Origin of the sequence: Paucilactobacillus nenjiangensis, assembly GCF_005405445.1 — a bacterium.
Classification (GTDB): domain Bacteria; phylum Bacillota; class Bacilli; order Lactobacillales; family Lactobacillaceae; genus Paucilactobacillus; species Paucilactobacillus nenjiangensis.
In genome coordinates this window covers 23,289-48,484 of sequence record NZ_BJEB01000006.1, presented here as the reverse complement: position 1 = coordinate 48,484, position 25,196 = coordinate 23,289, and the positions used below count along the sequence as shown (strand labels likewise).

The window sequence follows — 25,196 nt, the reverse complement described above, 5'->3', positions numbered from 1 at the left end:
TGATCCTCCAATTTACTTCCTTAATTATACTAAATCAGAGTCTCTATTTAACTTGTACACTTTTTATTCTAGGCCCACTTTTTATTCTAGGCCCACCCCAATCGCAAGAACTTCCCCAATTGCATCATATCCCAACACTCTGGAGTCAGTGCTAGTTATTCGTTGAATCCTTTTGATATCAATGGGATTAATAGAAATTGAATGGATTTTTACTAAAACATCATGGCCGGAGATAATTGGCATTTGCAGATCAGTATCAACTAAGTGTCGATTTCCGTCAACAATCACAGCTTTCATTGATTTTTCCTACATTATTTTTTTGCAGCTTTGACTAATCCATCTATCCAAGCCTGATGACCATTAAGCATTGGATTTGGATTTTGTTTTACTAAATCGGCAGCAGGACGTCCAATTTGTGATTCTTGAGTTAAAAGTCTGATTCGCCCATCATTAAGTTTTTCAATTAAAAATGCATGGATGACATCAAACTGAGTTTCACTATCTCCATTTTGCCACCCATGCCAGGTAATTCGTGCTGTTTTTCCATCAACTGGTTCAACTAATTCCATGACTTGTGCATCAATCGGAAAACCAAACGTATCGAAATGAAAAGTCTCTGCAAAGTGCAAATAACTACTACTTTTATCTGCCAATTCAATATTTGTTGCATTATCGTAGTAAGTTTCCCAATTACTAGTGTCCACCAGATTAATCCAGGTGTCCTCCAAAGTAATTTCATTTGAAATAACCTCGTTAGAAACAAAGTTATCTGTAGTTCTGGGTAAATATTCCGAAGGCCAATTGATTGATTTCATAATAATAATTCTCCTTTATTTTCTTACTTTCGTAAGTTGATGAAATCATCTTATGACCTGGAGTCAACTTCAGGTCAAGCAATTTTAACTAATTAATTTTATAAATTTAATTGCAACAAAAAAAGTTGCTCAACAGCAACTTTCTATTTTCTAACGCTTAGCTATTAATTCCAAACTGATGTGCATATTTTAAAGTACCATTTAGCTCGACTTGGTCTTGAAGAATTTTCATTAAAAAGAATTCATTCGGAACTTCCATTGGTGCCTTCACGTTAAATTCATTAGCTGGTACGTAGCCAAATTTTTGATAATAATCAGGATATCCTAAAATACTGATAAACGAATAATCATTTTGAGTGGCGACTTCTTCAATAGCTTTCATTAATCCACTCCCAATTCCTTGATGTTGATGCTCAACTTGGACACTCAATGGTGCTAAGACCAATCCCGTTACGTTGCCAACCGTTGCTTCACTCAGCAACGCATGACCCGTAACTTGATTTTCTTCATCAAGTGCGACAATTTCAAACGTTTTTGCCTGGCCTTCACGTAAGGCTGTAGTTAATTCTGCTTCACCGTCATAGCCATGATCAGTATTAGTAAATGCACTAGTGATTAATGTAGTTACTTGGTCTGCCATACTAGGTTGATAATTTAAAATTTTCAATTGATTTACCTCATAATATTTTTGTCTATCATAGTATAGCATTTAACCAACATTTTACTCCATCAAAAAAAGGCCCCCACTATTGTGAGTGCCAATTTATCAACCTAATTTAGTTCATTTTTGCAGCAATGTTATCTAATGTAACTAAACTTGTTTGTTCAAAGTTTAGAGCCGCTTTATTTAATACTTTTGGATCACCAATACCTAACGAAACTTGGCCAGCGCCATTAATTGATTCAATCCCTGCAGCTGAATCTTCTAAGCCAATCACCGATTCAGGGACCAAATCAATAACCTCAGCAGCTCGAACAAAGATTTCTGGATCCGGTTTACCGGCATGTAAAGTAGCTGGGTCAACGATACCAACAAAATACTTCGTTAAACCAAGTTGCTTCAAAATTAACGGTGCATTCTTAGAAGCCGATGCAATTGACATTTTATAGCCAGCTTTGTCAGCTGAAGTAATGAAATCCAACATACCGGGTAAAATATCGTCTGGCGTTAACGTTTCAATCAACTTTTGATAATTTAGATTTTTTTTGGTGGCCAAGGCTTCTTTTTGTTCTTGCGAAAATTCATCAGCATGGTCTCCATGGTCTAAAATCATTTGTAATGAATCCATTCGACTAATGCCTTTAAGTGATTCGGCCAATTCTTCAGTCCAAGTGGTCCCAACTTCATCAGCCGTCTGATGCCATGCCTGACCATGAAAACGTGCCGTATCGGCAATGACACCATCTAAATCGAAGGCAAATCCCTTAATTTCGTCAAATTTGGTCATTCTAGTTACCTCTTTCTCTTCATGTTTTACATTCTAAATTTAAAAACTTCTAATCAACTTCGTCTCTTTGAATAACAATAACGGCCACCAAACGTGGCGTCCGTTATTATTAATTAACCTAATTTTTGATCAGAGCCGTTCAAATCAATTACTAATGGATCACCAGAAATTAATTCAACCTCGGTTCCCTTCTTATCAACATGAACTTCTAATACATGTCCACGGAAGACAAGACGGAACGAATATCCTGTCCATTTAGCAGGTAAAAATGGTGCCAAATGCAATTTGCCTTCTCTGACACGCATGCCAGCAAATCCTTGGACAATCGCTAACCATGACCCGGTCATCGCTGTGATGTGTAAGCCATCATCAGTATCATTATTATAATTATCTAAATCTAATCGAGCTGCCCGTTCATACATTTCAACAGCTTTGTCTTCCATCTTCAAATCAGCTGCTAAAATTGAGTGAACAGATGGTGATAAGGAAGATTCATGAACCGTTAATGGTTCATAGAATTCAAAGTTATTACGTTTTTCTTCTTCAGTAAATGCATCTGGGAAGTAGAACATTGCATGTAATGTATCGGATTGCTTGATATATGGTGAACGAAGAATTCGATCCCATGACCAGTGTTGATTAATTGGACGAATTTTTGGATCCAAATCGGCGGCTGGAATCAATTCTTTATCTAAGAATGTATCGTTTTGTTCAAAGATATGTTTAGTTTCACCGTTAATTTCAACATCAGCTTGTGGAAGATACATCTTGTTTGCAATTTCTTGCCAATGAGTTAACTCATCTGGTGTAATTCCTAACTTCTCTTTTTCGTTATCACCAACAGTTGGGTAATTATCAATCGAGTATTGTAAGACCCATTTAGCCATCCAATTGGTGTAGAAGTTATTGTTAACGTTATTTTCATATTCGTTTGGACCAGTAACACCGTGAATCATGTATTGATCTTTACGAGCTGAGTAGTGCACACGGTCTGCCCAGAAACGAGCAATGTTGTACAAAACTTGAGCTCCATCGCCTTCAATCCAGCTACGATCACCAGTGATATTCGTGTAATTGTAAATTGCGTAAGCAATTGTTGAATTACGATGAATTTCTTCAAAAGTAATTTCCCATTCATTATGTGATTCAATCCCATCGAACGTCACCATTGGGTACAAAGCACCTGCTAAGTTTTGTTGTTTAGCATTATGTTTGGCACCGTCAAGTTGGTCAAAACGGTATTGTAGTAATGAACGAGTAACCTTAGGATCTGCAACACCGAGATAAACTGGAATAGCGAAAGCTTCAGTATCCCAATATGTCGCACCACCATACTTTTCACCAGTGAACCCTTTAGGACCAATATTAAGGCGAGGATCATTACCATAATATGTTGAAAATAGATGGAACAAATTGAAACGGATTCCTTGTTGAGCGGCGTCGTCCCCTTCGATTTGAACGTCAGCTTTTTCCCAACGTTTACCCCATTCTGCTACATGAGCATCGTAAATATCTTGGTAACTTGCAGAAGTCAAAGTCTTGAGTAATTTTGCACCAGCGTTAACAATTGCATCAGTCCCGTCATAATCACGAGACGTAGTGACAATCACACGTTTTTCAAAGGTTGTACTGCCAGAAGTTGCAACATCGATTTCAAACGTATCAGTCACTTGTTCATCCGTCTTTTCTGAACCGGTCTTTTTACCACCGATAAAGGCTTGACGACCAACCACTGTAAACTGAGGTACTCCGAAATCATTTGGTACAGTTTGGGTAACAATGTATGACGCATCGCTTTCATTCCCTGCTCCCAAAACTTGCCAGAATTTTTCGTCGTAGTTTGAATCTTCATTTGCAACATCGGCATCGATTGACGCATCATACTTGATTGTATGTGCCTTGCCATCTGTTGAAGTGAATTCATAGTGTAAATCTGCCAATTCTTTCGTGGCGGCTGAAACTAACCGTGTAACGACAAACTTCACTCCGTAAACACTAAACGTCCGTGTTAAGGTTCCCTTTTGCATGTCTAATGAAATTTCAAATTCATCTGGCTTATTCACGGCCAAATCGACTTGTTGCCCATCGACATAAATATCAGTTTTCATGAAATTAAGTGCGTTGATAGCTTTACCAAAGTACAGTGGATAACCATTTTTCCACCAACCAACCCGAGTCTTATCTGGGAACCAAACACCCCCGATATAAATACCTTGGTGAGTATCGCCAGAATATTGTTCCTCAAACATTCCTCGCATACCCATATATTCATTACCCAAAGAGGTAATCGATTCTTGTAATCGTTTATCTTTGGGATTTAAATCGTGAGTTGTGAGGGTCCATGGATTCACTTCAAAAGTTCGTTTCATCTATTTTCTCCTTATTCAATAACCAAATTCATTTTTTAAAAATTATTGTGCAACATTAGCATTGGCACCATCAATTTCTTTGATACCAAAGACTGAAACTGCCCCGATGAGCATTAAAATACCAGCTAACAAAATCATTGACTTCATTTCTGATCCTAATAATGGATACAATCCAAATGATGCAACTGAGGCTACAATTTGTGGCAAACAGATTGAACCATTAAATAAGCCAAGATAAGTGCCCATGTGATCACCATTCAATGAATTAGTAACCATAATGAATGGGTATGCCATCATACCTGCCCATGAAATCCCAATCAAAATGAATGAGAAGATCAAGACCCATTTGTTTGTAACAAAGAAGACGGAAATAAATCCAAAGGCACCGATGAATAATGAAAGTGCGTAACCAACTTTACTTTTTTCAGCTGGAATTTTTGATAATACTAATGACCAAACAACAGCGGAAATTGCATAAACGGCAGACATAACACCATACCAGTTACCACCATCTTGGAAGGCTTGTGAAGCAGCATTAGTTGTGTGATAGATATTATCAGCAACAGTACCAGTTCCGTAAGTCCAAAGATATTGGAAGGCCATCCAACAGAAGAATTGAGTTAAAGCAACCATCCAAAATGTTTTTGGAGCACGTTTTAATAACGTGAATATGCCAACATGTGGTTCCGTTTTATCATTCAAAGCAACACCATGATAAAGTTCATATGTAGCATCATCGTATTCATGAACTGAGAAAACAGAAATTAATGAGAAAATAACTAAGACAATTGCACCAACGTAAAACGAAATAATAACAGATGCAGGTAATTGACCTTTGGCAGCAACGTTAGCAACCCCAATTGCAGTTAAGAAATATGGGAAGATAGTTGCCAACACTGAACCAGTATTTGATAAGAAAGATTGAATTGAGTATGCGTATGATTTTTGCTTTTCATTGACCATATCACCAACGACCATCTTGAATGGCTGCATGGCAACGTTAGAACTTAAATCCATAAACAAGATTGTGATAGCACCAAACCAGAGAGCCGCAAAGGTTGAGAATCCAAATGAACCCGAGTTAGGTAGCAAAAACATAACAATAACTGATACGAGTGCACCAATTAGCAGATATGGCATCCGACGCCCAAATCGTTTCGACCAGGTACGATCAGAATAGTAACCCACCATTGGTTGAACAACTAATCCTGCCAAAGGAGGCAAAATGAAGAAGAATCCTAGTTTAGTTGGATCAGCACCTAAGGTTTGGAAAATCCGAGACATTTGTGAAGATTGTAGTGAGAATGCCATCTGGACACCTAGGAAGCCGATACTCAACATCCAAATAGTGCTTTTTCGGAGGTCAGGCAAGCCTATCCCCTTTTTTTGCTTTGTTTCATCCATGAGTTCCACTCCTTCATAGTTTAAAGATAATTATAATTGTTGTAACCGATTACATTCATAATGATAACCCAAAACAATAATTTGCGCAAGCGCTTGCGCAAATAAAAATTTATTTATTTTAATTTATGTAAAAAAATAACAGACTATTCCCAAGCCACCGGGCTTTTGAGTCTGTTATATTAATTAGAAAAAAATCAGTAAATCAACTAAAAACTAGTTTAATTATTTATAAAAATGGTTTTCCAGCCTAATCTATCAGTAATCATAGTTTAAAACTTACCATAGTAATCGTTAAAAATTATGGAATAGATGGTAAGCGATATGGCACCATAATTTGCTTCAGGTTGTCCTTTTTATCCTTGTCATTAAAGAGCAAACGGACTGATTCAGAGCCCAGAATATTTGGTTGCACATCAACCGAATAAAAGTTTCCCTTGCTTAGTTGGCCATATTCAGATGCATTAAACGCAACAGTTGGCAGTTTTTGATGATTATCCAAAACATTTTCAGCTTGTAATTGGGCTAAAATCCCAATTTTATCATCGGTGGCAATGATGCCATCGACATTCGGATGAGTTTCAAAGAATTCTTTCAGCTGACTCTTCTGATCGACGAAAGATTGGGACAATTTGATAACTTCGCCATCTGGCCAAACTTGTTTAAAACCAGCTTCACGATTAATTTCGAAGAACCAATCGGCTTCCGTGCGAATAAAGATTGGATGGCTTAAGTTAAACTTGTCCGTCAATAATTGCGTCGCTTCTCGACTTGCCTGCTGATTATCATTATCGACAAAGAGTGTTTGCAATTTTGACTGGGGTTCACCAATCACGACTACGCGAGCATTAAATTCCTTTAACAGTTGGGTAATTGGATCATGGCCAGTCGTATATAACAAGATAAAACGACGGACTTTCCCCGCTTCAACCATCATTTTAACCGACTCAAATACCTCACCCCAAGAATTACCGGTCGCTGCAGCCAACAAATAATTCATTTTACAGAGCTGGTTATTAATACCAAATAATTCATGGAGCACGAAATCGTTGCCAGATATCTCAGGGTTTTGTGGCTGAAAGACCACTCCCACCGTGTTACTTTCATCTGCCATTAGGTTTCGAGCAGCAAAATTAGGAGTATATCCCATTTCTTGAGCGAGTGATTGAATTCGTTTCCGAGTTTCTAGGCTAATTCGGGTAGAATTATCTAAGGCTCGAGAAACGGTTGAAATCGATACGCCGGCTCTATTCGCAATGTCTTGTATTGTTATCATTCTTTATTTTCCTTTACAATAAAGGCTTAAAATTCCTCGTGAGTTGCTGGATCCTGATTTGAAGTTCGGCCATCAGGTCTAGTCAATGAATTAATAGTTTGCATTTCAGCTTCTGTCAATTGAAAATCAAACACGGCTAGATTTTCCAGTTGACGACTCTGACTAGTCGCTTTTGGCACTGGAATCGTATTGAGTTGTAATTCCCAGCGAAGAATTACTTGAGCAACTGATTTGCTGTGACTAGCTGCAATTACAGCAATTGTTTGATCTTTAAGCATTTGATTGGCATGACCAATCGGGCTCCAATCAATCGTAGCTATGCCTTTGCTAGCATTATAGGCACGCAAATCAGCATTATTGAAGTATGGTTGAACTTCAATTTCATTTACAACTGGTAACACACCAGTTTCTTGCTCCAACTTTTCCAAATGTTCTGGTAAAAAGTTAGACACCCCAATGGATTTGATTAATCCAAATTTTTGAGCATCAATCAATGCTTGCCAAGCTTCTACATAAAGCTTTTGATTGGGATTTGGCCAATGAATCAAATACAAATCAATATAATCCAATCCAGTCCTTAATACAGATTCTTGAATGGCTTTAATCGCTTGGTCATAGGCATGAAAACGCCCTGGTAATTTAGACAACACGGTAATCTCATCCCGAGAAATATTGCTACGCCGAATCGCCTCACCAACTGCTCCTTCATTATCATAGTTAAAGGCAGAATCTAAGAAACGATAACCATTATTTAACGCGCTACTAATCGCATTCACGCCTTGATAACCATTCAATAAATAAGTCCCAAATCCGACTCGTGGAATGATTCTGCCATCACTGAGTTTAATTAAATTTTCCATTCTACTAAACTTCCTTTTTGATTGATTAAATACCATACATTCCAATTACCATCGCAATCACCAAAATAATCAGCACGGCGGTCGTAATCCATACATATAGTTTATCACCAGCAACCACAAATGCGTATATTGAAACGACCACTCGTAGCACAGGAGTTAAAATTAATAAGAATAATCCACCCATAATAATCGCATACGACTTTAATTGAACAATGCCCAACAAAATTGAGCTAAAATCATGGGGATGGCTATTACCAACATACCCAGATTTACCGGAAACAAATAGTAATAAAATACCTACAATCATAAAGGCAGCGGCGATCATAACTCCAATTTGCATAACTTTGCCAATCATGATTTCAACTTTTTGCATTTCTGCTTGTTTGATTTCATCTTGTGCTTTTTTCATTAGAAGCTCACCCCGAATCCTTTAAGGAACATTTCGACTCCCATGATTAATAAGATGGGCACAAAAATCATTCTCAAAACTCTTGATTGAATGCGTGGCATAATCCGAGTCCCGATTGCAGCACCAATCAAAATTCCAATCGCTAATGGAGCAGCTATTTCAGGTTTGATGGCCCCGTTAAAGAAATAGACCGTTGCACTTGCAGCAGCTGTAACCCCCATCATCAAATTACTAGTCGCACTTGAGGGTTTGAGGGGCATTTTCATGATAGAATCCATGGCAATCACTTTGAAGACCCCACTACCAATCCCGAGTAGGCCACTGGCTAATCCAGCGCCATACATCATGGCAAAACCGCCCTTAACATGAGTCACTTCATAATCAACATGTTCCATGCTGACCTTGTCTGTGTAGGCGCCATTTAATTTCAATTGTGTTGATAAAACATCTGGTTCAACATCGGTGGCATCATCTTTTTTACCCTTGCCACGAAGCTTTTTGACCATGTTGAAGCATTGATACAGTAAGAATAAGCCAAAAATAGTTTCCAACCATAACGGATGAATAACGCCAGCAATCAAAGCACCACTAATTGCTCCAACTGTTGTGGCAATTTCCAAAAACATCGCCACACGTAAATTAATCAAATCATCTCTTAAATAAGCAATTGTCGCCCCTGAACTGGTGGCAATTACGGCAATGATACTCGCGCCAATCGCATATTGAATTGGTAATCCCATGAAAACGGTCAAAACAGGCGTGACAATCATTCCGCCACCAATTCCTAGTAATGAGCCTAATGTACCTGCGGCAATTCCCACAAGTAATAAAATAAATGCTGTTTGAACCAACTCTTCTTCCTCTTCCCTGTCTCTTATTTATCCCAATTATTGCGAATAAATTCTTTACGCTGAGCTTCCTCTGCATCGTGACGTAAAGGATCTTTTTTATAAAAATCCTGATGATACTCTTCGGCCACATAAAATGGCTTAACATCTTCAATCTTGGTTACAATCTCATCATCAAAGGGATTATTATCAATTAAATTTTGTCGTGATTGAGTCGCAATTTGGCGCTGTTCGTCACCATCGACAAAAATAACCGGGCGATAATTATCTCCGCGGTCTTGAAATTGTCCCATTGCGTCAGTTGGATCAGTTTGTCGCCAATAGATTTCAACTAAATCAGCATAGGAAATCACCGATGGATCAAAAGTGATTTCAACCGCTTCAGTATGACCTGTTGTATGGCTAGAGACTTCTTCATACGTTGGGTTCACAGTATGACCACCTGTATAGCCAGAAAGGACTTTTTTTATTCCGGGTTGTTGGTCAAAGGGCTCAACCATACACCAAAAACAACCGCCTGCAAATATTGCTTTTTCTTCTGCCATCTTGATCCTCCTTTTATAAAATCATGCTTATATTTTATCATAGTTATCAAATTATATTAATTAACTAGCAACTAATTCTACGATTACTAGAACAAACAAAAAGTACTCGGCATCAATTTACCAAGTACTTGAATACTTAATGAAAGTTATTATTATGCGAAAGCATCAGTCAATGGAGGCACAACTTGTTTCTTACGAGAAACAACGCCTGGAAGACTCATTGTATCATCAGCGGCAAATTTGCTACCAAAAGCAGTTTCAACCGTAGCTTTTGGTTCGCCAACTGCTAACAATTTTGAATCGCTGTTTAAGATGTTAGTAGCTAAGAGCAAGAAAATGTCATAACCTTTGGCATCAATTTCTGATTGCATGGTTTTGACTAATGCATCACGACGAGCAAAGACGTCATCTAAATCAACCGTGTTAACTTGGCCAATTCGTAAAGTTTTGCCGCCAAGTTCAAAGGTTTTAGCATCGCCATCAACAAGTTCCAAATCAGACTTACTATCTAAATCAGTGCCAGCTTTTAACAAATCCATGCCATATGAGTTAGCATCGATGCCAGCAATTTTAGCAAGTGTTTCTAACGCATTAACATCAAAATCAGTTGTGGTTGGTGACTTTAATAATAATGTGTCTGAAATAATGGCAGATGCCATTAAGCCAGCTAATTTAGCTGGGACTTCAATATCATTTTCAGTGAACAAATCAAGAATGATTGTGCTGGTACATCCAACTGGACGAGCAGTATACCAAACTGGACCTGCAGTAGCAAAATCAGCAATCCGATGGTGATCGACTACGTGAGTCACTTCAACGTCAGCGATGTCGCTAACACTTTGAGGTGCTTCATTATGGTCAACTAACATTACAGATTTAACTTCATTAGCGGCTGTCTTAATTACACGAGGTAATTCTTCGCCAAAATGATCAAATGCAAACTTAGTTTCAGCATTAGCTTCTCCTAAAGCAACGGCTTCAGTGTCAAAGCCAATTTCATTTTGTAAATATGAGAATGCTTTGGCTGCAATAATTGCATCCGTGTCTGGCTTTTGGTGCCCGAAAACTAATTCTTTACTCATGATTAATAAACTTCCTTCTTTAGTTTTTGTCATAGTTTTTGATCTTTTTTGCTACGATATCGTCCAATCTTTCAAAATAATCTCTATCTCCAAGATAATTATTAAACTCTGTTAAGAACTTGTCAATACGTGGAATATCTTGTTTTTCAGTCCGATAAACAAATGACAAATCAAATTTAATTTTTGGTTCAAAGTTAGCAGTCATAATTTCATCACGATCGTAACGTGACATGATATAACTCTTTGGTAAAGCTGTATACGTATCAGTTTCCTTTAAGAAACGATAGATTTGACCAGGCTGTGTAAATCGTGCAGCGACATCTGGGGATGCAACTAATTCACGTTTATAAGCATCGGTGATTACATCGTTTAAATAGAAGCCAACTGGATATGTGACCCATTTGCAATCATCTAACCGTGAAAGTTTAACCTTATTTTTACTGGCTAATTTTTCATTGTTATGAATTAACAATAAGTCTTCGGTCACAATTGTTTTTGAATCGTATGGTTTCCAATTTTTGATGCTGCCATCAGGTAAGTACATAATTGCCAAGTCAATTTTGTTAGATTCTAAGGCTGCCCAGATTTCACGACGTGTCAGCATGTGAACACTGACTTGAATGTCTGGATTATCACGATAATAATCGACAATAAAATCTTCAAAAACTTGTGATTCAATCGATGACAAAATTCCTAAATGGATTTCACCATGATTTTCACTAGTCGTTTGTTGAATTTCGTCAGCGGCTTTATTCAATAACGAATAGACTTGATTAGTTGTTTGTAACATTGTGTATCCAGCTTCGGACAAACGAAGACGTTTTCCAACTGAATAAAATAATGGTGCACCAACAATTCTTTCAAGTTTTTTAATTTGTTGTGTTAAGGCTGGTTGTGTAATACCCAGGATTTGTGCTGCTTGAGTATAATTCATAGTTTGAGTTAGTTGTAAAAAATAACTTAAACTCTTTGATGCGAAGATGTTCTCTTGTTGAGTCTTCTTTGGACGTACTCCTCGGTTGTTCTGCATGACAAATAAATCCTTTCAATATAAGCTAAAATTTAAGTTCATTATTCATAACTACATATCATTATAAATGATTATTTTTAATAATACAAAGAATAATGTTCATATGCTAATGATTATATTACCCTAACTAACAGATATTTTAATGAATAATATTTAGCTTTTTTATGATGATTTATTTAAGAACTAATTAAATTACTAGTTCTATAGCTTTTTGCTTAATCATCACTGGTGTTCCTTGAGTTTCAACATCTAACACAAACGAACCATTAGAATAACGTGATCCTAATCCATGTTCTTCTGCCAAAACTTCTTGAACCGTTGGTCGATCAGTGATAATTTCAAAGGCACCCTTAAAGTCAGCGTGATAACTGATAAAGCCACCAACACGATGCGGATCACTCTTTAACTCACGTAAAATGAGGACCCCTTTACGGGCACGAGAAGTAACAGGTACTTCTGCTAATTTCATAGCTTTAAATGCACCACGCGTGGTTACAATTGCAACGTTATCATCATCGCTAACGACTTGCATGTTCACTACATGGTCATCACCTTTAAGTCCCATCGACTTGACACCGGCCGTGCGAGCACCATTAACCGGTACTTCTGCTAAGTCAAAACGTAATGCCAACCCTGTGTAACTCATCAAAAGAACAGTAGAATTTTCGGAAACTGTCTTTCGATACGAAATTGAAACCACTCTTGAGTCATCGGACTTCAATTTGATGTATACGCTTGGATGTTTCTTGTAAGTCCGACCTGGTAAATAATCTTTAAAGGTTGTTTGCTTAATATAACCATCATCGGTGGCCATAATAAATTGACCCGTTTCATCCAACGTCTTAAACGTCATCGCTTCAATAATTTGCTCATCACTGTCTAACCCAATTGATTGAGAAATATGTTCGCCAGTGTCTTTCCATTTGGAATCGGCAATCTCGTAAACTGGGCGATAAATCAAATGACCTTTGTTGGTAAACAAGAACAGATGCGATAAAGTATTCGATTTTTCCAATAAAATTGGATAATCATCTTCCTTTAACCCATTCTCAGTTTCACCAGTGGCTGTAAATGAACGAAGACTGCTTCGCTTGATATAGCCATCTTTCGAGACCATAACCACAACATCTTCATCAGGTACCAAGACCTTCGTATCAATCTTTAATTCGGATACTTCGGATTGCACTTCAGATAATCGAGGAGTACCAAATTCTTTTTTAACTTCTAATAGTTCTTTTTTGAGAACTTTAAATAATTCTTTTTCATCGCCAATAATCAGTTTAAAATTCGTGATTGCGGCTTGTAACTTCTTTTGTTCATCTTCCAGTTCGGTAACATCAGTATTTGATAACCGATACAATTGCAAGGTTACAATGGCTTCTGCTTGTGGATCAGTGAACTCGAATTGATCAATTAAGTTTTGTTTGGCATCTTTACGGTTTTTACTAGCACGAATAGTAGTAATAATTTGATCTAAAATTGATAAGGCCTTAATCAAGCCTTCCACAATATGCATCCGGTTTTGTGCCTTATTCAAATCAAACTTAGTCCGTTTCAAAATGACTTCTTTACGGAATTCTAAATAAGCCGATAGCATCCTTAACAAACCAACTCGTTTGGGCGTCATCTTATCAATGGCCACCATATTAAAATTGTAATTCACTTGTAAGTCGGTGTTTTTAAAGAGAAAGTTTAAAATTCCCTCTTTGTTAGCTTCACGCTTTAATTCAATCGCAATTGACAGCCCATTACGATCAGATTCATCACGGACTTCAGCTATACCTTCAACTTTTTTGTTGATTCGCATTTCATCAATTCGCTTAACCAGTTGTGCTTTATTCACTTCATAAGGAATTTCAGTCACATTAATCTGTGACTTTCCGCCTTTTAAGTTTTCAGTGTTGGTTTTAGAACGAACAACAATTTTTCCACGTCCAGTGGTATAAGCTTTTTTAATTCCTTCTACACCTTGAATAATACCCCCGGTTGGAAAATCGGGTGCTGGAATAAATTCCATCATTTTATCTAAAGTGACGTTAGGATGGGCCAACATATAAATTAGTCCATCGACAACTTCACCTAAATTATGTGGTGGAATATCCGTTGCATACCCCGCTGAAATCCCAGTAGAACCATTCACTAATAAATTAGGTATCCGTGATGGTAATACGGTTGGTTCATTTTCTGTATCATCAAAATTCAAGACCATTTCAACGGTATCTTTTTCAATATCTTGCAACATCAAACCAGATATTTTACTTAATCTAGCTTCAGTGTACCGCATAGCGGCCGGTGGATCACCATCCATTGATCCGTTGTTTCCGTGCATTTCGACCAATGGAGCGCGTAATTTCCAATCTTGACTCAAGCGAACTTGGGCTTCATAGATTGAGCTATCTCCATGGGGATGAAAATTACCCATGATATTACCAACTGACTTGGCTGCCTTACGAAAGCCTTTATCGTAGGTATTACCATCTTTGTTCATCGCAAATAGAATTCGTCGTTGAACTGGTTTCAGTCCATCGCGAATATCTGGCAATGCACGTTCTTGAATGATTGACTTTGAGTACCGACCAAAACGGTCTCCCATCACATCTTCTAAGGTTAATTCCTCAATTTTTGTTCCACTCACAAACGTTACCTCACTTCAAATTACTCATTAAATAAATCCATTTGTTCCTCGCCACTATTATCCCAAGTCGTGATGGTTGGTTCTGATGATTTAGACTTTGGTTTCGAGTCAGTCGTTAATGTTTCTTCAACTGATTCCATTTCATCTTCTTCAGCTTCTGCATCAGCTTTTTCTTGAGTCGTATCCAAAATACTACCCGCTTCTTCCAAAGTGAATTGCACGTTATCTTCAATCCACTTACGACGTGGTTCCACTTTGTCACCCATCAGGGTAGTAACTCGACGTTCAGCCAAGGCTGCATCTTCAATCCGAACCCGAATTAAAGTCCGCGTATCTGGATTCATGGTTGTATCCCATAACTGATCCGCATTCATTTCACCTAAACCTTTAAATCGTTGTAAACTACCACCCTTACCAAATGTTTTGGATAGTGTGTCCAATTCTTCGTTGGTCCAAGCATATTCAATCTTAGTTTTAGCGCCTGCCCCTTTTTGCAACTTATAAAGTGGTGGCAACGCAATATATATCTTACCGGCATCAATCATAGGCCGCATATATTTATAAAAGAACGTTAATAACAAAATCTGGATATGAGCACCATCATCATCCGCATCGGTCATAATAATAATCTTGTCATAATTAGAATCGTCAGGATTAAATTCTGAACCAGCTCCAGCACCAACAGTATAGATAATTGTATTCAGTTCTTCGTTCTTCATCACATCATCAAGCTTAGCTTTTTCAGTGTTTAAAACCTTACCACGCAATGGCAAAATAGCTTGGAATTTACGGTCTCGGCCTTGTTTGGCAGAGCCACCGGCAGAATCACCTTCGACTAAAAATAATTCATTTTTAGCCGCATTTTTTGATTGTGCTGGGGTCAGCTTACCGGATAACAGGCGATCGTTCTTCCCCTTTTTCTTACCAGTTCGTGATAAATCACGTGCTTTCCGTGCGGCCTCACGTGCTTCACGTGCCTTTAGGGATTTGCGAATCAGCATTTGAGCGAATTCACCATTTTCCATTAAGGTATAGCCAAGTTGTTCGTTCACAACTGTATCCACGATTTTACGGGCTTCTGGAGTACCTAACTTATCCTTGGTCTGTCCTTCAAATTGAAGAATTTTTTCTGGAATTCGGACCGAAATGACTGCTGAGAGTCCTTCACGAACATCACTACCCTCAAGATTCTTGTCTTTGTCTTTCAACAAGCCAACTTTTCGAGCATATTCATTAAAGGCCTTCGTCCAAGCTGAACGCATACCGGCTTCATGAGTTCCACCATCTGGCGTCCGCACATTATTAACGAACGACAGTAAGTTCTCTGAGTAACCATCGTTGTATTGTGCTGCCACTTCAACTTCGACGCCTTCACTGGTACCATCAAAATATAAGACATCGCCTAGGACATCCTTATCTTCATTTAAGTAAGCGACAAAGGCCTTAATCCCGTCATCATACAAGAAAATATCTTCTTTTTCTTGCCCGACCCGCTTGTCAGTGAGCGTGATTTTAATTCCTTTTAACAAGAACGCTGATTCACGCAGACGTTCAGCGAGCGTGCCGTAATTATAAACAATCGTTGAAAAAATCGAACTGTCTGGTTTAAAAGTCACTAATGTACCATTAGGCTTTTTAGTCTTACCCAATTTTTCTAGGGTTCCTACGGGATGACCACCATTTTCAAATTGTTCTTCGTATTCCATACCGTCACGGACAATTTTTAAAGTAACGTGGGTTGACAGAGCGTTCACAACGGAAGCCCCCACCCCATGTAAGCCACCAGATGTTTTGTAACCGTCTGCTTGGCCAAATTTACCACCCGCATGTAGCACGGTCATAATTACTTCTGCAGTAGGTACTCCTGATGAATGCATCCCAACCGGCATTCCCCGTCCATGATCTTGGACGGTAATTGAATTGTCCGCTTCAATAATGACGTTTATTTCGTCACCAAAACCAGACAATGCTTCATCAACAGCATTATCCACAATCTCATAAACCAAATGGTGTAATCCACGTGTGTCTGTAGAACCTATATACATTCCTGGTCGTTTCCGAACCGCTTCTAATCCTTCAAGCACTTGGATTGAAGAATCATCATATTTATTTTTTGCCAATCTAAAAGACTCCTTGCCACTTCGAAATCAAATTTCGAGTAATAACATATTTAAGTATATCTGTTTTTCGGCATAAATGCTTGCCCAATTTTTTGACTACCAGTTCTGATAATAAAACAAAGTAACTCATATTTTCAACTAATTTAAAATTAGTTGATGCAATGTTGTAAAAATATTTCTCAAATGCGTCGTGAAATGATAGAATTAACAGGACGAATTTTAAGGAGTATTTATATCATGCAAATTGCAATAATGATTATTATCGCGTACCTAATTGGTTCGATTCCTTCGGGAGTCTGGATTGGAAAAATCTTTTTCCATGTCGACATCCATCAAGAAGGTAGCGGTAATAGTGGTGCGACAAACACTTTTCGTGTTTTTGGTAAAAAAGCCGGCATTGCTGTCTTATTAATCGATATTCTCAAGGGAACTTTGGCCGCTAGTCAACCCTATTTCATTGGAAGTGACATCAATCCACTTCTCATTGGGGTGTTTGCATCACTGGGACACACTTTTTCAATCTTTGATCATTTCAAAGGCGGCAAAGCAGTGGCAACCAGTGCCGGAATCTTGCTCGCTTACAACCCATTATTATTTTTAATGGCCAGTTCAATTTTTGTAATTACCTTGTGTCTATCAAGCATGGCCAGTGTGGCGAGTGTGTTAGGTATTACTATTACCGCCATTGTAGCAATTATCATGCAAGACTGGATTTTTGCAGCGATTGCTAGTTTCTTAGCGATTGTGGTCATTTTACGACACCGTGGTAATTTCAAACGAATTTTCAGTGGCACCGAGTCAATGGTCCCATTTGGCCTGGGCAACTACTTGCGACATAAAAAAGAACAATAATTTAACATCCGTAAAAGGACTGTGCACTCTCACCATATTGGTAGAGTCACAGTCCTTTATTGTTAGAACAATGAAATTGAATATCCATGTTCTGCGCTGGCTTCAGGTGCCAGTTTATTAATAGCCATTTTGTTTTCTAGTCGTTGATTGGAATCCACACTATCAGCAATTCCCCACCATGGTTCGATACAAACAAATGGTGATTGCGTTGGATATGGAGACCAAATACCAGTATAAGGGGCATTAGCGACGTTCACATTGATACCATGTTCAGAGTGCGCACCTTGAATTTTAAACTGCACTGGTTGATTCTCTAGGTCTAGAATTAACGCATCTTGATAAAATAACTCATGATCCAGAGTTAATGGTTGTTCAAAATTTAACGTCTTAGGGTGTTTGGCATCATTAAATGGACCGACTAATGGAATTTGTTGAAATTTTTGATTTGGTTCAACACTTACAGTGGTAGTCTCAAAAGTGTCTCCGGCTGCTAACGGAACATTAAATCCGGGGTGTGCACCTACTGAATACAGCATTTCAGACTCGCTGTCATTAGAAACCACAAAGTTAACTGTTAATTCATTGTCATCGGTTAGCTCATATGTAACCTTTAATTCAAAGTAAAATGGATACACGCTCAGTGTTTTACGACTACTTTTTAACTGAAAGACTGCATAAGTATCTTTATGTTCTAACACGTCAAATTGTGAATCTCGTGCAAAGCCGTGTTGCCCCATTTCAAATGGTTCATTTCGATAAGTGTATTTATTGTCTTTGAGCCGACCAACGATTGGAAATAAAACCGGTGAAGTTCGACACCAAAATTTAGGATCAGCTTGCCACATGTACTCAATTTGCGTTTCGGGGCAAAAAATACTTTTTAATTGTGCCCCTTGTTCATCTATTTTAACCGTTAAATTACCATTATCCAGTGTAATCATTATTTGTTCTCCTTTTTCGCCCGTGGGAAATATTTTTGATAATCACTTTGTAAATGTTCAGTAGTAACGTGTGTATAAATTTGAGTGGTTGAGAGACTCGAATGTCCCAATAGTTCTTGTACTGTTCGCATGTCTGCCCCGTTATTTAACATGTGTGTGGCAAAGGTGTGCCGTAACATGTGGGGATGAATGTCGGCCGTAAGACTACTTTTCTTAATCACTTGGTTGAGCACGTATTCAACTCCCGTGGAAGTAATTGGCTCACCATGCTGGTTAATAAATACTATATCATGTTCGTGATGATATTTGGTCATCAATGGTGTGCGACATTCATCAAAATATTTCTTTAAGGCACGTTCGGCATAGCTACCAAACATCACATAACGTTCTTTGTCACCTTTACCACGAACTAAAATCATGTGTGTCGAAAAATCGATTTGATTTAAGGTTAATGACGTACATTCGCTCACTCGCATACCAGTGCCATACAGGATTTCTAAGATTGCCTCATTGCGAAAATCTAACGGCTTCCCGGTGCCTTTAGCAGCCTCAAATAGAGCTGTCATCTCTTGCTCATAAAAGAACCGAGGTAAATGGTGTTGATGCTTTTTTAACACAATATTTTCAAATGGATTTTTAGTGGCCAAATCATTTCGAGTTAAGAAATTATAAAACGACCGTAGACTGGAAATTCTACGTGAGATGGTCGTTCGAGCGTAATGCTGGTCGTTTAAGTACGACAAATAAACTTGAACATCTAGCTTATCAATTTGATCCCAAGCTTTCATTCCACCATTCTCGTCAAGAAAATGGGTAAAGTCATTCATATCCTCTTGATAAGCGATAATCGTATCATCTGAATATTGTCGTTCAACTTTTAAGTATTGTAAAAATAACGCTTCTAAATTTTCGCTCATACAAAAAGCCCCCATAACTGCACGATAGCAGAGTATGAGGACAATTTCAAATATAATCTTATTTTTGAACGGCTTCTTCGTAATCGCCGTTTGGACAAAGAACTTGTTTGCCACCTTTGACCTTCTTTTCAACCAAGTAGTATCCATCTTTTGGACAATCTCGGCCGATTGGACGGTCCCATGAAACAAAATCACAGTCTGGATAACGTGAGCAACCAAAGAAAGTACGATTCTTCTTTGATTTACGTTCAACAATGGTTCCTTCATGACAAGTAGGACAAATGATTCCTGTGTCTTTGACGATTGCCTTGGTATTCCGACAATTTGGGAAGCGTGAACAGGCGAAGAACTTACCATACTTACCCATCTTAACGACCATCGGTGCACCACAGACATCACAGTCAAGACCGGCAAGTTCATCTTTAATCTCAATTTTTTCAACGGCTTCTTCAGCTTCAGAAACTTCTTTTGAGAAAGGTTGATAAAATTGGTCAATAACTTTAACCCATTTTTCTTTACCTAATTCGACTTCATCCAATTCACCTTCAACTTTAGCCGTGAATTTAACATCAACAATATCAGGGAATTGTTCAATAATAATTTTATTAACGATTTCACCTAATTCAGTTGGTTCAAATCGTTTCGACTCAAGTTTCACGTAATAACGTCGTTGGATTGTGTCCAAAGTTGGTGCATAAGTTGATGGACGACCCACTCCGTTTTCTTCCAAGGCCTTAATTAAGTTGGCTTCTGAATAACGTGCGGGTGGCTGTGTAAAGTGCTGACTTGGGTCAGTTTGAACCAAATCAACCATGTCACCTTCCGTTAAATCAGGCAAGATATTATCTTTTTCATTACCGTTATTATAAATCACCGTAAACCCTGGGAACTTAACTTTAGAACCATTGGCACGAAAATCTACATTACTTTGTGAAATCGTCACCGTCATAGTATCAGTAATTTGAGCAGTCATTTGACTGGCGACAAAACGTGACCAAATCAAGTTATATAACTTGTATTGATCATTCGTCAAAAATTCCTTCATATCAGCTGGTGTTCTAAAGACAGACGTTGGACGGATAGCTTCATGGGCATCTTGTGCGCCTTCAGCTAATTTACCCTTAACTGGTTTGGTTGCTGCATATTCTTCCCCATATTTTTCATGGATGAAGGTTGATGCATCGTGTTTTGCGCCCGTTGAAATCCGTGTTGAATCGGTACGCATATAGGTGATTAGCCCCACGGAGCCACCCTTACCGATATTAATTCCTTCGTACAACTGTTGTGCTGCCATCATCGTTTTGCGAGTTCTGAAACTCAACTTACGGTTAGCATCTTGTTGCATCGTGGAAGTAGTAAATGGAGGTTGTGGATTGCGTTTACGTTCCTTCTTAACAACTTTGGTAATTTCAAAGTCACCCTTACGATCCAATTGACCTAAGATCTTTTGAACAGCCTCATTATTACCTAAATCTTGCTTCTTACCGTTGACACTATAAAATGAGGCATCAAACTTAGCGCGGCCTTTTTTGAATTTTGAATCAATCGTCCAATATTCTTCTGGCTCAAACGCTTTGATTTCATTTTCACGGTCGATGATTAGCTTCAAGGCAATCGATTGAACACGACCTGCACTTAATCCTTTTTTAACTTTCTTCCATAAAATAGGACTAATTGAATAACCCACAATTCGGTCAAGTACACGACGAGCTTGTTGTGCGTCCACCAAATCCATGTCAATTCCACGTGGTTCTTTGAATGCATCTTTAACAGCATCCTTGGTAATTTCATTGAAAGTGACACGATGGATTTCATCAGGTTCCAATTTGAGAATATTCGAAACGTGCCAAGCAATTGCTTCGCCTTCACGATCCGGATCAGATGCGAGATAAACAGCTTTAGCGTTCTTAGCATCCTTACGTAGCGACTTAATAATGTCTCCCTTACCACGAATCGAAATGTATTCCGGTTCGTAGTCATTCTCAAAATCAACGGCCATTCGACTCTTGGGTAAGTCACGAATATGTCCAATACTTGCGACGACTTTATAACTTCGTCCTAAATATTTTTCAATCGTTTTGGCTTTAGAAGGTGATTCGACAATCACAAGATTTTTCTTAGGCTTTGCACGTTTTTTTGTTGTTTTTTTAGTTTTAGTTGCGGTTTTTGTTGGCATTCACCATGCTCCTAACATACAGTTTTCTTCATTAATACGAGTATCAAACACAAAACATCATATTTCAGAAAAAAATTATTGTCAAATCAAAAACTCATTTAAAATGTCTTTTGCGGTCAAAATTGGCTTCGCACCTGCCGCAATTAGCTCGTTACAACCAGCTGATAATTGTTCGTCAATTCGGCCCGGGATTGCACACACGTTACGGTTTTCTTGTAATGCTAAGTTAGCCGTAATCAAGCTACCACTTTTTATTTTTGCTTCAATCACTAATAAAGTTTCACTTAAGCCAGAAATTATCCGATTTCTTTCCGGAAAATGTGAACGATATGGTTGAGTTCCGAGTGGATATTCCGAAATAACTAAGCCATGAGTTTCCATTTGAGATTGCAATTCATGATGATTTCTGGGATAAACTTGGTCCAATCCAGTGCCAATCACGCCAATTGTGCTCCCACCATACTTTAATGCGACTTGATGACTAATTCCATCGATGCCAGTCGCTAAGCCACTGACAATCGTGATCGAATTTTCAATCATAGTTGGCATCAGTTCTAATAATACTTTTTTGCCGTAATTTGTGCTCTGCCTTGCTCCAACTACTCCTAACATTTTTGTACTAAATAGTTCTTTCTTGCCGCGATAGAACAAAATAATGGGTGGACAATAAATTTCTTTCAGTTGGGCAGGATAGTCTTCATCCAAAATAGAAATGAATTTACATTCAAACCAATGACGTTGCACATTATCTGATAATTCTGGTAAATTCCAGTTAATCAAAATTTTCTCAGTTGTCGCCGCCGTTAAACCGGCCAACTGACAACATTCCAAAATATTCGTTTGATAATCATTGAACTGAAACGCGGTAAAGATTTTTTGCTCCGTCATCAAGCCAATGCCCTTACATAAATGTACTTTTAACAAAAATAATTTTTTTAACATAAAAAAGCCTCCTACATATTAAGTACGTATGCGAAGGCAAAATACATTATTTATATTCTGGAACCGGTGAAAATGACATCCGATGAATAGGCGTTATTCCGAGTTGTTTCAATCCAGCTAAGTGTTTAGCCGTGCCATAACCTTTATTATGCGCAAAGTCATAACCTGGATAAACTTTGTCATATGTATCCATCAAATGGTCACGATATTCTTTGGCAACAATACTGGCAGCGGCGACACTAATACTTTTTTGATCACCTTTAATCAGTGTTGTTTGAGGAATATTCAAATCTAGCGGAACGGCATCGACAATAATTTGTGTTGGTTGATGCTGAAGTCCTTGAATAGTTTCAATCATCGCTAATTGAGTAGCATGGTAAATATTGTGTTGATCAATGAAATCACGATCTTTGACGCAGATATTGACTTCAATGGCTTCCTCAATAATTTTCAAATACAAATGTTCTCGCTCATTCGCCGTCAGTAGTTTCGAGTCAGTTACACCGATTAAATCAAAACTTTCATCTAAAATAACTGCAGCAGTCACTACCGGTCCCGCTAAAGGGCCACGACCCACTTCATCCATGCCGGCAACATATTGATTCCCTGTCGACCAAAATGATTTTTCATACTTAAATCGTTTTTCGAATGCTTCCTTGGCGATAATTTGTTTTTGAATTCGTTTTTCAAACGCCACTAATGCACTTTGAACGCCCTTACGTGTATCAGTTCTGAGCTCTGCCACTAATGGATCATCTAAATGATTAAGTGACTTCAATTGTGTTTTAACTTCACTAATTGTCAGCGTCAATTTGATTAATTTCCTCTTTAATTTCAGCCGGAGTTTCTAGAGTGAATCGTCCTAATTTACCTTTACGTAAATCAAAAATAATTCGTTCACTAGCACGATCATAATCGTCTTTAAATCCGAGCTTGCTTGTAATCGTTAATAACACGTCAGCATCTGACACTGATTCATCAACATCTGAATCATTCAAGTGATAACGTTCTACTAATGCATCTGGATTAGTCTTCCGTAAATGCTCAATAGCATATAATCCAATGTCATCCTTGGCATAAAGTGTATCCTTGATTGCACCGGATAAGGCCATTTTTTTACCAATCAGTTGTGTCTGGAACTTAGGCCACAGCACTCCTGGGGTATCTAAGAGTTCCAGCTCATCGGTCGACCGTAACCATTGCTGACCAGTTGTGACCCCTGGCCGATTACCTGTACTAGCCACATTTTTTTGAACTAAATGATTGAGCAACGTCGATTTACCAACGTTAGGGACCCCAACACACATGGCGCGAATGGCTTTATCTTGCATACCTTTTTGCTTTTGAAGTGCTAATTTATCACGCAACACTTCCTGGCTTTTGCGGGTGACAATTTTAGCCACGTTGTGTTCGCGAGAATCTAAAGCTAGCACCGGTTGACCCTCTGCTTCAAAATACTTAATCCAATCTGCAATTACTTTCGGATCAGCCAAATCTAGTTTAGTCATGATTAACAAATGAGGCTTATCCCCCATCGCTTTTTTAACTTCTGGATTTTGCGATGAATATGGCACTCTGGCATCAATTAATTCAAACACAATATCAACCAACGGCATTTGTTCTCGAATTTGACGCAAGGCTTTTGCCATGTGTCCTGGGAACCATTGTATAACACGCATATTATTCTCCTAATTCATTTTCTCTAAATATAATTTCCACGCTTCATCAAAGATGGTCATTGATGGTAAATAGCGTGCATTGTCTTCCAGGTAATGTGACACTTCATCAAAATCCTGAGACTGTTTGGGAAACAAAGTATCAAAAAATGCATTATTGGCGAACTGTTCAACCTCATCTGCACCATCTGGATTGCGTTGTGTCATTAAAAACTGATAGAAACTTAGTCGCATTTGATTCTCCTATTGTTTGGGGATGGTTATCGTAAAAATAAATTCTTTATTAGGTAAATCTATCTTTTTAGCAGCATAATGCACCGACTGTTTTTTACTATATTTGTTTATATCCAATAAAACCGTCTTTTTACGCTGATTAATCGTTACCCACTCTGGTAATTTATTATGCTTATTAATGTACCCTAAAACGTACGTAACTGGCAAATTTAGGCGTCCAACAGACATACCCTTAGCTTTCAGCAAGACATTTCCATTTTTTTGACGAATTGGCACAAAATTAACCGCAAAGGCGACTTTGGCACCTAAAAACTTACTGCTACCCGAAACGGTGGCATATTTTTCACCAACAACAAAGTTATAATGTTGTTTGTCTTGCAGTCTTGTTAAATAGTTATCCGCCAACGCATTAACCTGAGTGGAATTCAATTTAACTTCAAAGGTCGTTTCGTTTGTCGCCAATGCACTAGATTCGTTCGCATTCTCTACTGGGGCGGTAACTTGATACATCACGAACACAATTAAAATGACAATTAGTGACGTGACACAGCCAAATGCCCACTTCCACATATTGCGTTCACGTTTTTTTAAATTCTGATTCTTTCTCGAGTCTGCCATGG

24 protein-coding genes are annotated in these 25,196 nt (G+C 38.2%); 1 reads left to right on the top strand and 23 read right to left on the bottom strand.

Features of this window, described 5'->3' with window-relative positions:
- Positions 1–81: 81 nt before the first annotated feature.
- The 15 genes from FFM59_RS01775 to parE all read right to left on the bottom strand — a co-directional run bounded on the left by FFM59_RS01775 (position 82) and on the right by parE (position 16,838).
- Positions 82–297: an alcohol dehydrogenase catalytic domain-containing protein gene (locus FFM59_RS01775; protein ID WP_137601347.1), complete on the bottom strand. Its 216-nt coding sequence runs from the start codon at positions 295–297 to the stop codon at positions 82–84.
- A 14-nt stretch (positions 298–311) separates the two neighbouring features.
- Positions 312–815, bottom strand: coding sequence for an SRPBCC family protein (locus FFM59_RS01770; protein WP_137601346.1), 504 nt, complete (start codon positions 813–815; stop codon positions 312–314).
- Positions 816–972: 157 nt separating this feature from the next.
- On the bottom strand, positions 973–1,482 hold the full coding sequence (locus tag FFM59_RS01765) for a GNAT family N-acetyltransferase (protein ID WP_225420268.1): 510 nt from the start codon (positions 1,480–1,482) through the stop codon (positions 973–975).
- A 109-nt stretch (positions 1,483–1,591) separates the two neighbouring features.
- The gene (gene pgmB, locus FFM59_RS01760) at positions 1,592–2,263 is read right to left on the bottom strand and encodes a beta-phosphoglucomutase (protein WP_137601344.1); all 672 of its coding nucleotides are present in this window, start codon (positions 2,261–2,263) and stop codon (positions 1,592–1,594) included.
- Between the two features lie 113 nt (positions 2,264–2,376).
- On the bottom strand, positions 2,377–4,632 hold the full coding sequence (locus FFM59_RS01755; RefSeq protein ID WP_137601343.1) for a glycoside hydrolase family 65 protein: 2,256 nt from the start codon (positions 4,630–4,632) through the stop codon (positions 2,377–2,379).
- Positions 4,633–4,674: 42 nt separating this feature from the next.
- Positions 4,675–6,036, bottom strand: a complete 1,362-nt coding sequence (locus FFM59_RS01750) for an SLC45 family MFS transporter (protein WP_137601342.1) — start codon at positions 6,034–6,036, stop codon at positions 4,675–4,677.
- A gap of 298 nt (positions 6,037–6,334) precedes the next feature.
- Positions 6,335–7,309 (bottom strand): LacI family DNA-binding transcriptional regulator, encoded by a 975-nt coding sequence (locus tag FFM59_RS01745; RefSeq protein WP_137601341.1) that lies wholly within the window; start codon positions 7,307–7,309, stop codon positions 6,335–6,337.
- A 26-nt stretch (positions 7,310–7,335) separates the two neighbouring features.
- Positions 7,336–8,169, bottom strand: a complete 834-nt coding sequence (locus tag FFM59_RS01740; protein WP_137601340.1) for an aldo/keto reductase — start codon at positions 8,167–8,169, stop codon at positions 7,336–7,338.
- Between the two features lie 25 nt (positions 8,170–8,194).
- Positions 8,195–8,578 carry a DUF1634 domain-containing protein gene (locus FFM59_RS01735; protein WP_137601339.1) on the bottom strand — a complete coding sequence of 128 codons (384 nt, stop codon included), beginning with the start codon at positions 8,576–8,578 and terminating at the stop codon, positions 8,195–8,197.
- Positions 8,578–9,429 carry a sulfite exporter TauE/SafE family protein gene (locus FFM59_RS01730; protein WP_137601338.1) on the bottom strand — a complete coding sequence of 284 codons (852 nt, stop codon included), beginning with the start codon at positions 9,427–9,429 and terminating at the stop codon, positions 8,578–8,580. The genes FFM59_RS01735 and FFM59_RS01730 overlap by 1 nt, the downstream gene beginning before the upstream one ends.
- A 23-nt stretch (positions 9,430–9,452) precedes the next feature.
- A complete protein-coding gene (msrA, locus tag FFM59_RS01725) occupies positions 9,453–9,971 on the bottom strand; it encodes a peptide-methionine (S)-S-oxide reductase MsrA (RefSeq protein ID WP_137601337.1) in 519 nt (172 codons plus the stop codon).
- Positions 9,972–10,123: 152 nt separating this feature from the next.
- Positions 10,124–11,053: a manganese-dependent inorganic pyrophosphatase gene (locus FFM59_RS01720; protein WP_137601350.1), complete on the bottom strand. Its 930-nt coding sequence runs from the start codon at positions 11,051–11,053 to the stop codon at positions 10,124–10,126.
- A 19-nt stretch (positions 11,054–11,072) separates the two neighbouring features.
- Complete coding sequence (locus FFM59_RS01715; protein ID WP_137601336.1) at positions 11,073–12,083, bottom strand: LysR family transcriptional regulator; 1,011 nt, start codon at positions 12,081–12,083, stop codon at positions 11,073–11,075.
- 187 nt (positions 12,084–12,270) lie between these two features.
- Positions 12,271–14,718: a DNA topoisomerase IV subunit A gene (parC, locus tag FFM59_RS01710; protein ID WP_137601335.1), complete on the bottom strand. Its 2,448-nt coding sequence runs from the start codon at positions 14,716–14,718 to the stop codon at positions 12,271–12,273.
- Positions 14,719–14,738: 20 nt separating this feature from the next.
- Complete coding sequence (parE, locus tag FFM59_RS01705; RefSeq protein ID WP_137601334.1) at positions 14,739–16,838, bottom strand: DNA topoisomerase IV subunit B; 2,100 nt, start codon at positions 16,836–16,838, stop codon at positions 14,739–14,741.
- A 237-nt stretch (positions 16,839–17,075) separates the two neighbouring features.
- On the opposite strand from parE, the gene plsY reads away from it, so the two are divergent.
- Entirely contained in the window at positions 17,076–17,690 is a 615-nt protein-coding gene (gene plsY, locus FFM59_RS01700) for a glycerol-3-phosphate 1-O-acyltransferase PlsY (RefSeq protein WP_137601333.1), read from the top strand.
- A gap of 62 nt (positions 17,691–17,752) precedes the next feature.
- Here the strand turns inward: plsY and FFM59_RS01695 are convergent, their stop codons facing one another.
- The 8 genes from FFM59_RS01695 to FFM59_RS01660 form a co-directional block, all read right to left on the bottom strand.
- Complete coding sequence (locus tag FFM59_RS01695; RefSeq protein ID WP_137601332.1) at positions 17,753–18,631, bottom strand: aldose 1-epimerase family protein; 879 nt, start codon at positions 18,629–18,631, stop codon at positions 17,753–17,755.
- Positions 18,631–19,548 (bottom strand): tyrosine recombinase XerC, encoded by a 918-nt coding sequence (gene xerC, locus FFM59_RS01690; protein WP_137601331.1) that lies wholly within the window; start codon positions 19,546–19,548, stop codon positions 18,631–18,633. The genes FFM59_RS01695 and xerC overlap by 1 nt, the downstream gene beginning before the upstream one ends.
- 58 nt (positions 19,549–19,606) lie before the next feature.
- Positions 19,607–21,724 (bottom strand): type I DNA topoisomerase, encoded by a 2,118-nt coding sequence (topA, locus tag FFM59_RS01685; RefSeq protein WP_137601330.1) that lies wholly within the window; start codon positions 21,722–21,724, stop codon positions 19,607–19,609.
- A gap of 81 nt (positions 21,725–21,805) precedes the next feature.
- Positions 21,806–22,666: a DNA-processing protein DprA gene (gene dprA, locus FFM59_RS01680; RefSeq protein ID WP_137601329.1), complete on the bottom strand. Its 861-nt coding sequence runs from the start codon at positions 22,664–22,666 to the stop codon at positions 21,806–21,808.
- Positions 22,667–22,712: 46 nt separating this feature from the next.
- On the bottom strand, positions 22,713–23,477 hold the full coding sequence (gene rnhB, locus FFM59_RS01675) for a ribonuclease HII (RefSeq protein ID WP_371858070.1): 765 nt from the start codon (positions 23,475–23,477) through the stop codon (positions 22,713–22,715).
- The gene (gene ylqF, locus FFM59_RS01670) at positions 23,461–24,345 is read right to left on the bottom strand and encodes a ribosome biogenesis GTPase YlqF (protein ID WP_137601327.1); all 885 of its coding nucleotides are present in this window, start codon (positions 24,343–24,345) and stop codon (positions 23,461–23,463) included. The genes rnhB and ylqF overlap by 17 nt, the downstream gene beginning before the upstream one ends.
- A 9-nt stretch (positions 24,346–24,354) precedes the next feature.
- Positions 24,355–24,576, bottom strand: coding sequence for a YozE family protein (locus FFM59_RS01665; RefSeq protein ID WP_137601326.1), 222 nt, complete (start codon positions 24,574–24,576; stop codon positions 24,355–24,357).
- Between the two features lie 9 nt (positions 24,577–24,585).
- Positions 24,586–25,194 (bottom strand): YpmS family protein, encoded by a 609-nt coding sequence (locus tag FFM59_RS01660; protein WP_137601325.1) that lies wholly within the window; start codon positions 25,192–25,194, stop codon positions 24,586–24,588.
- Positions 25,195–25,196: the final 2 nt, after the last annotated feature.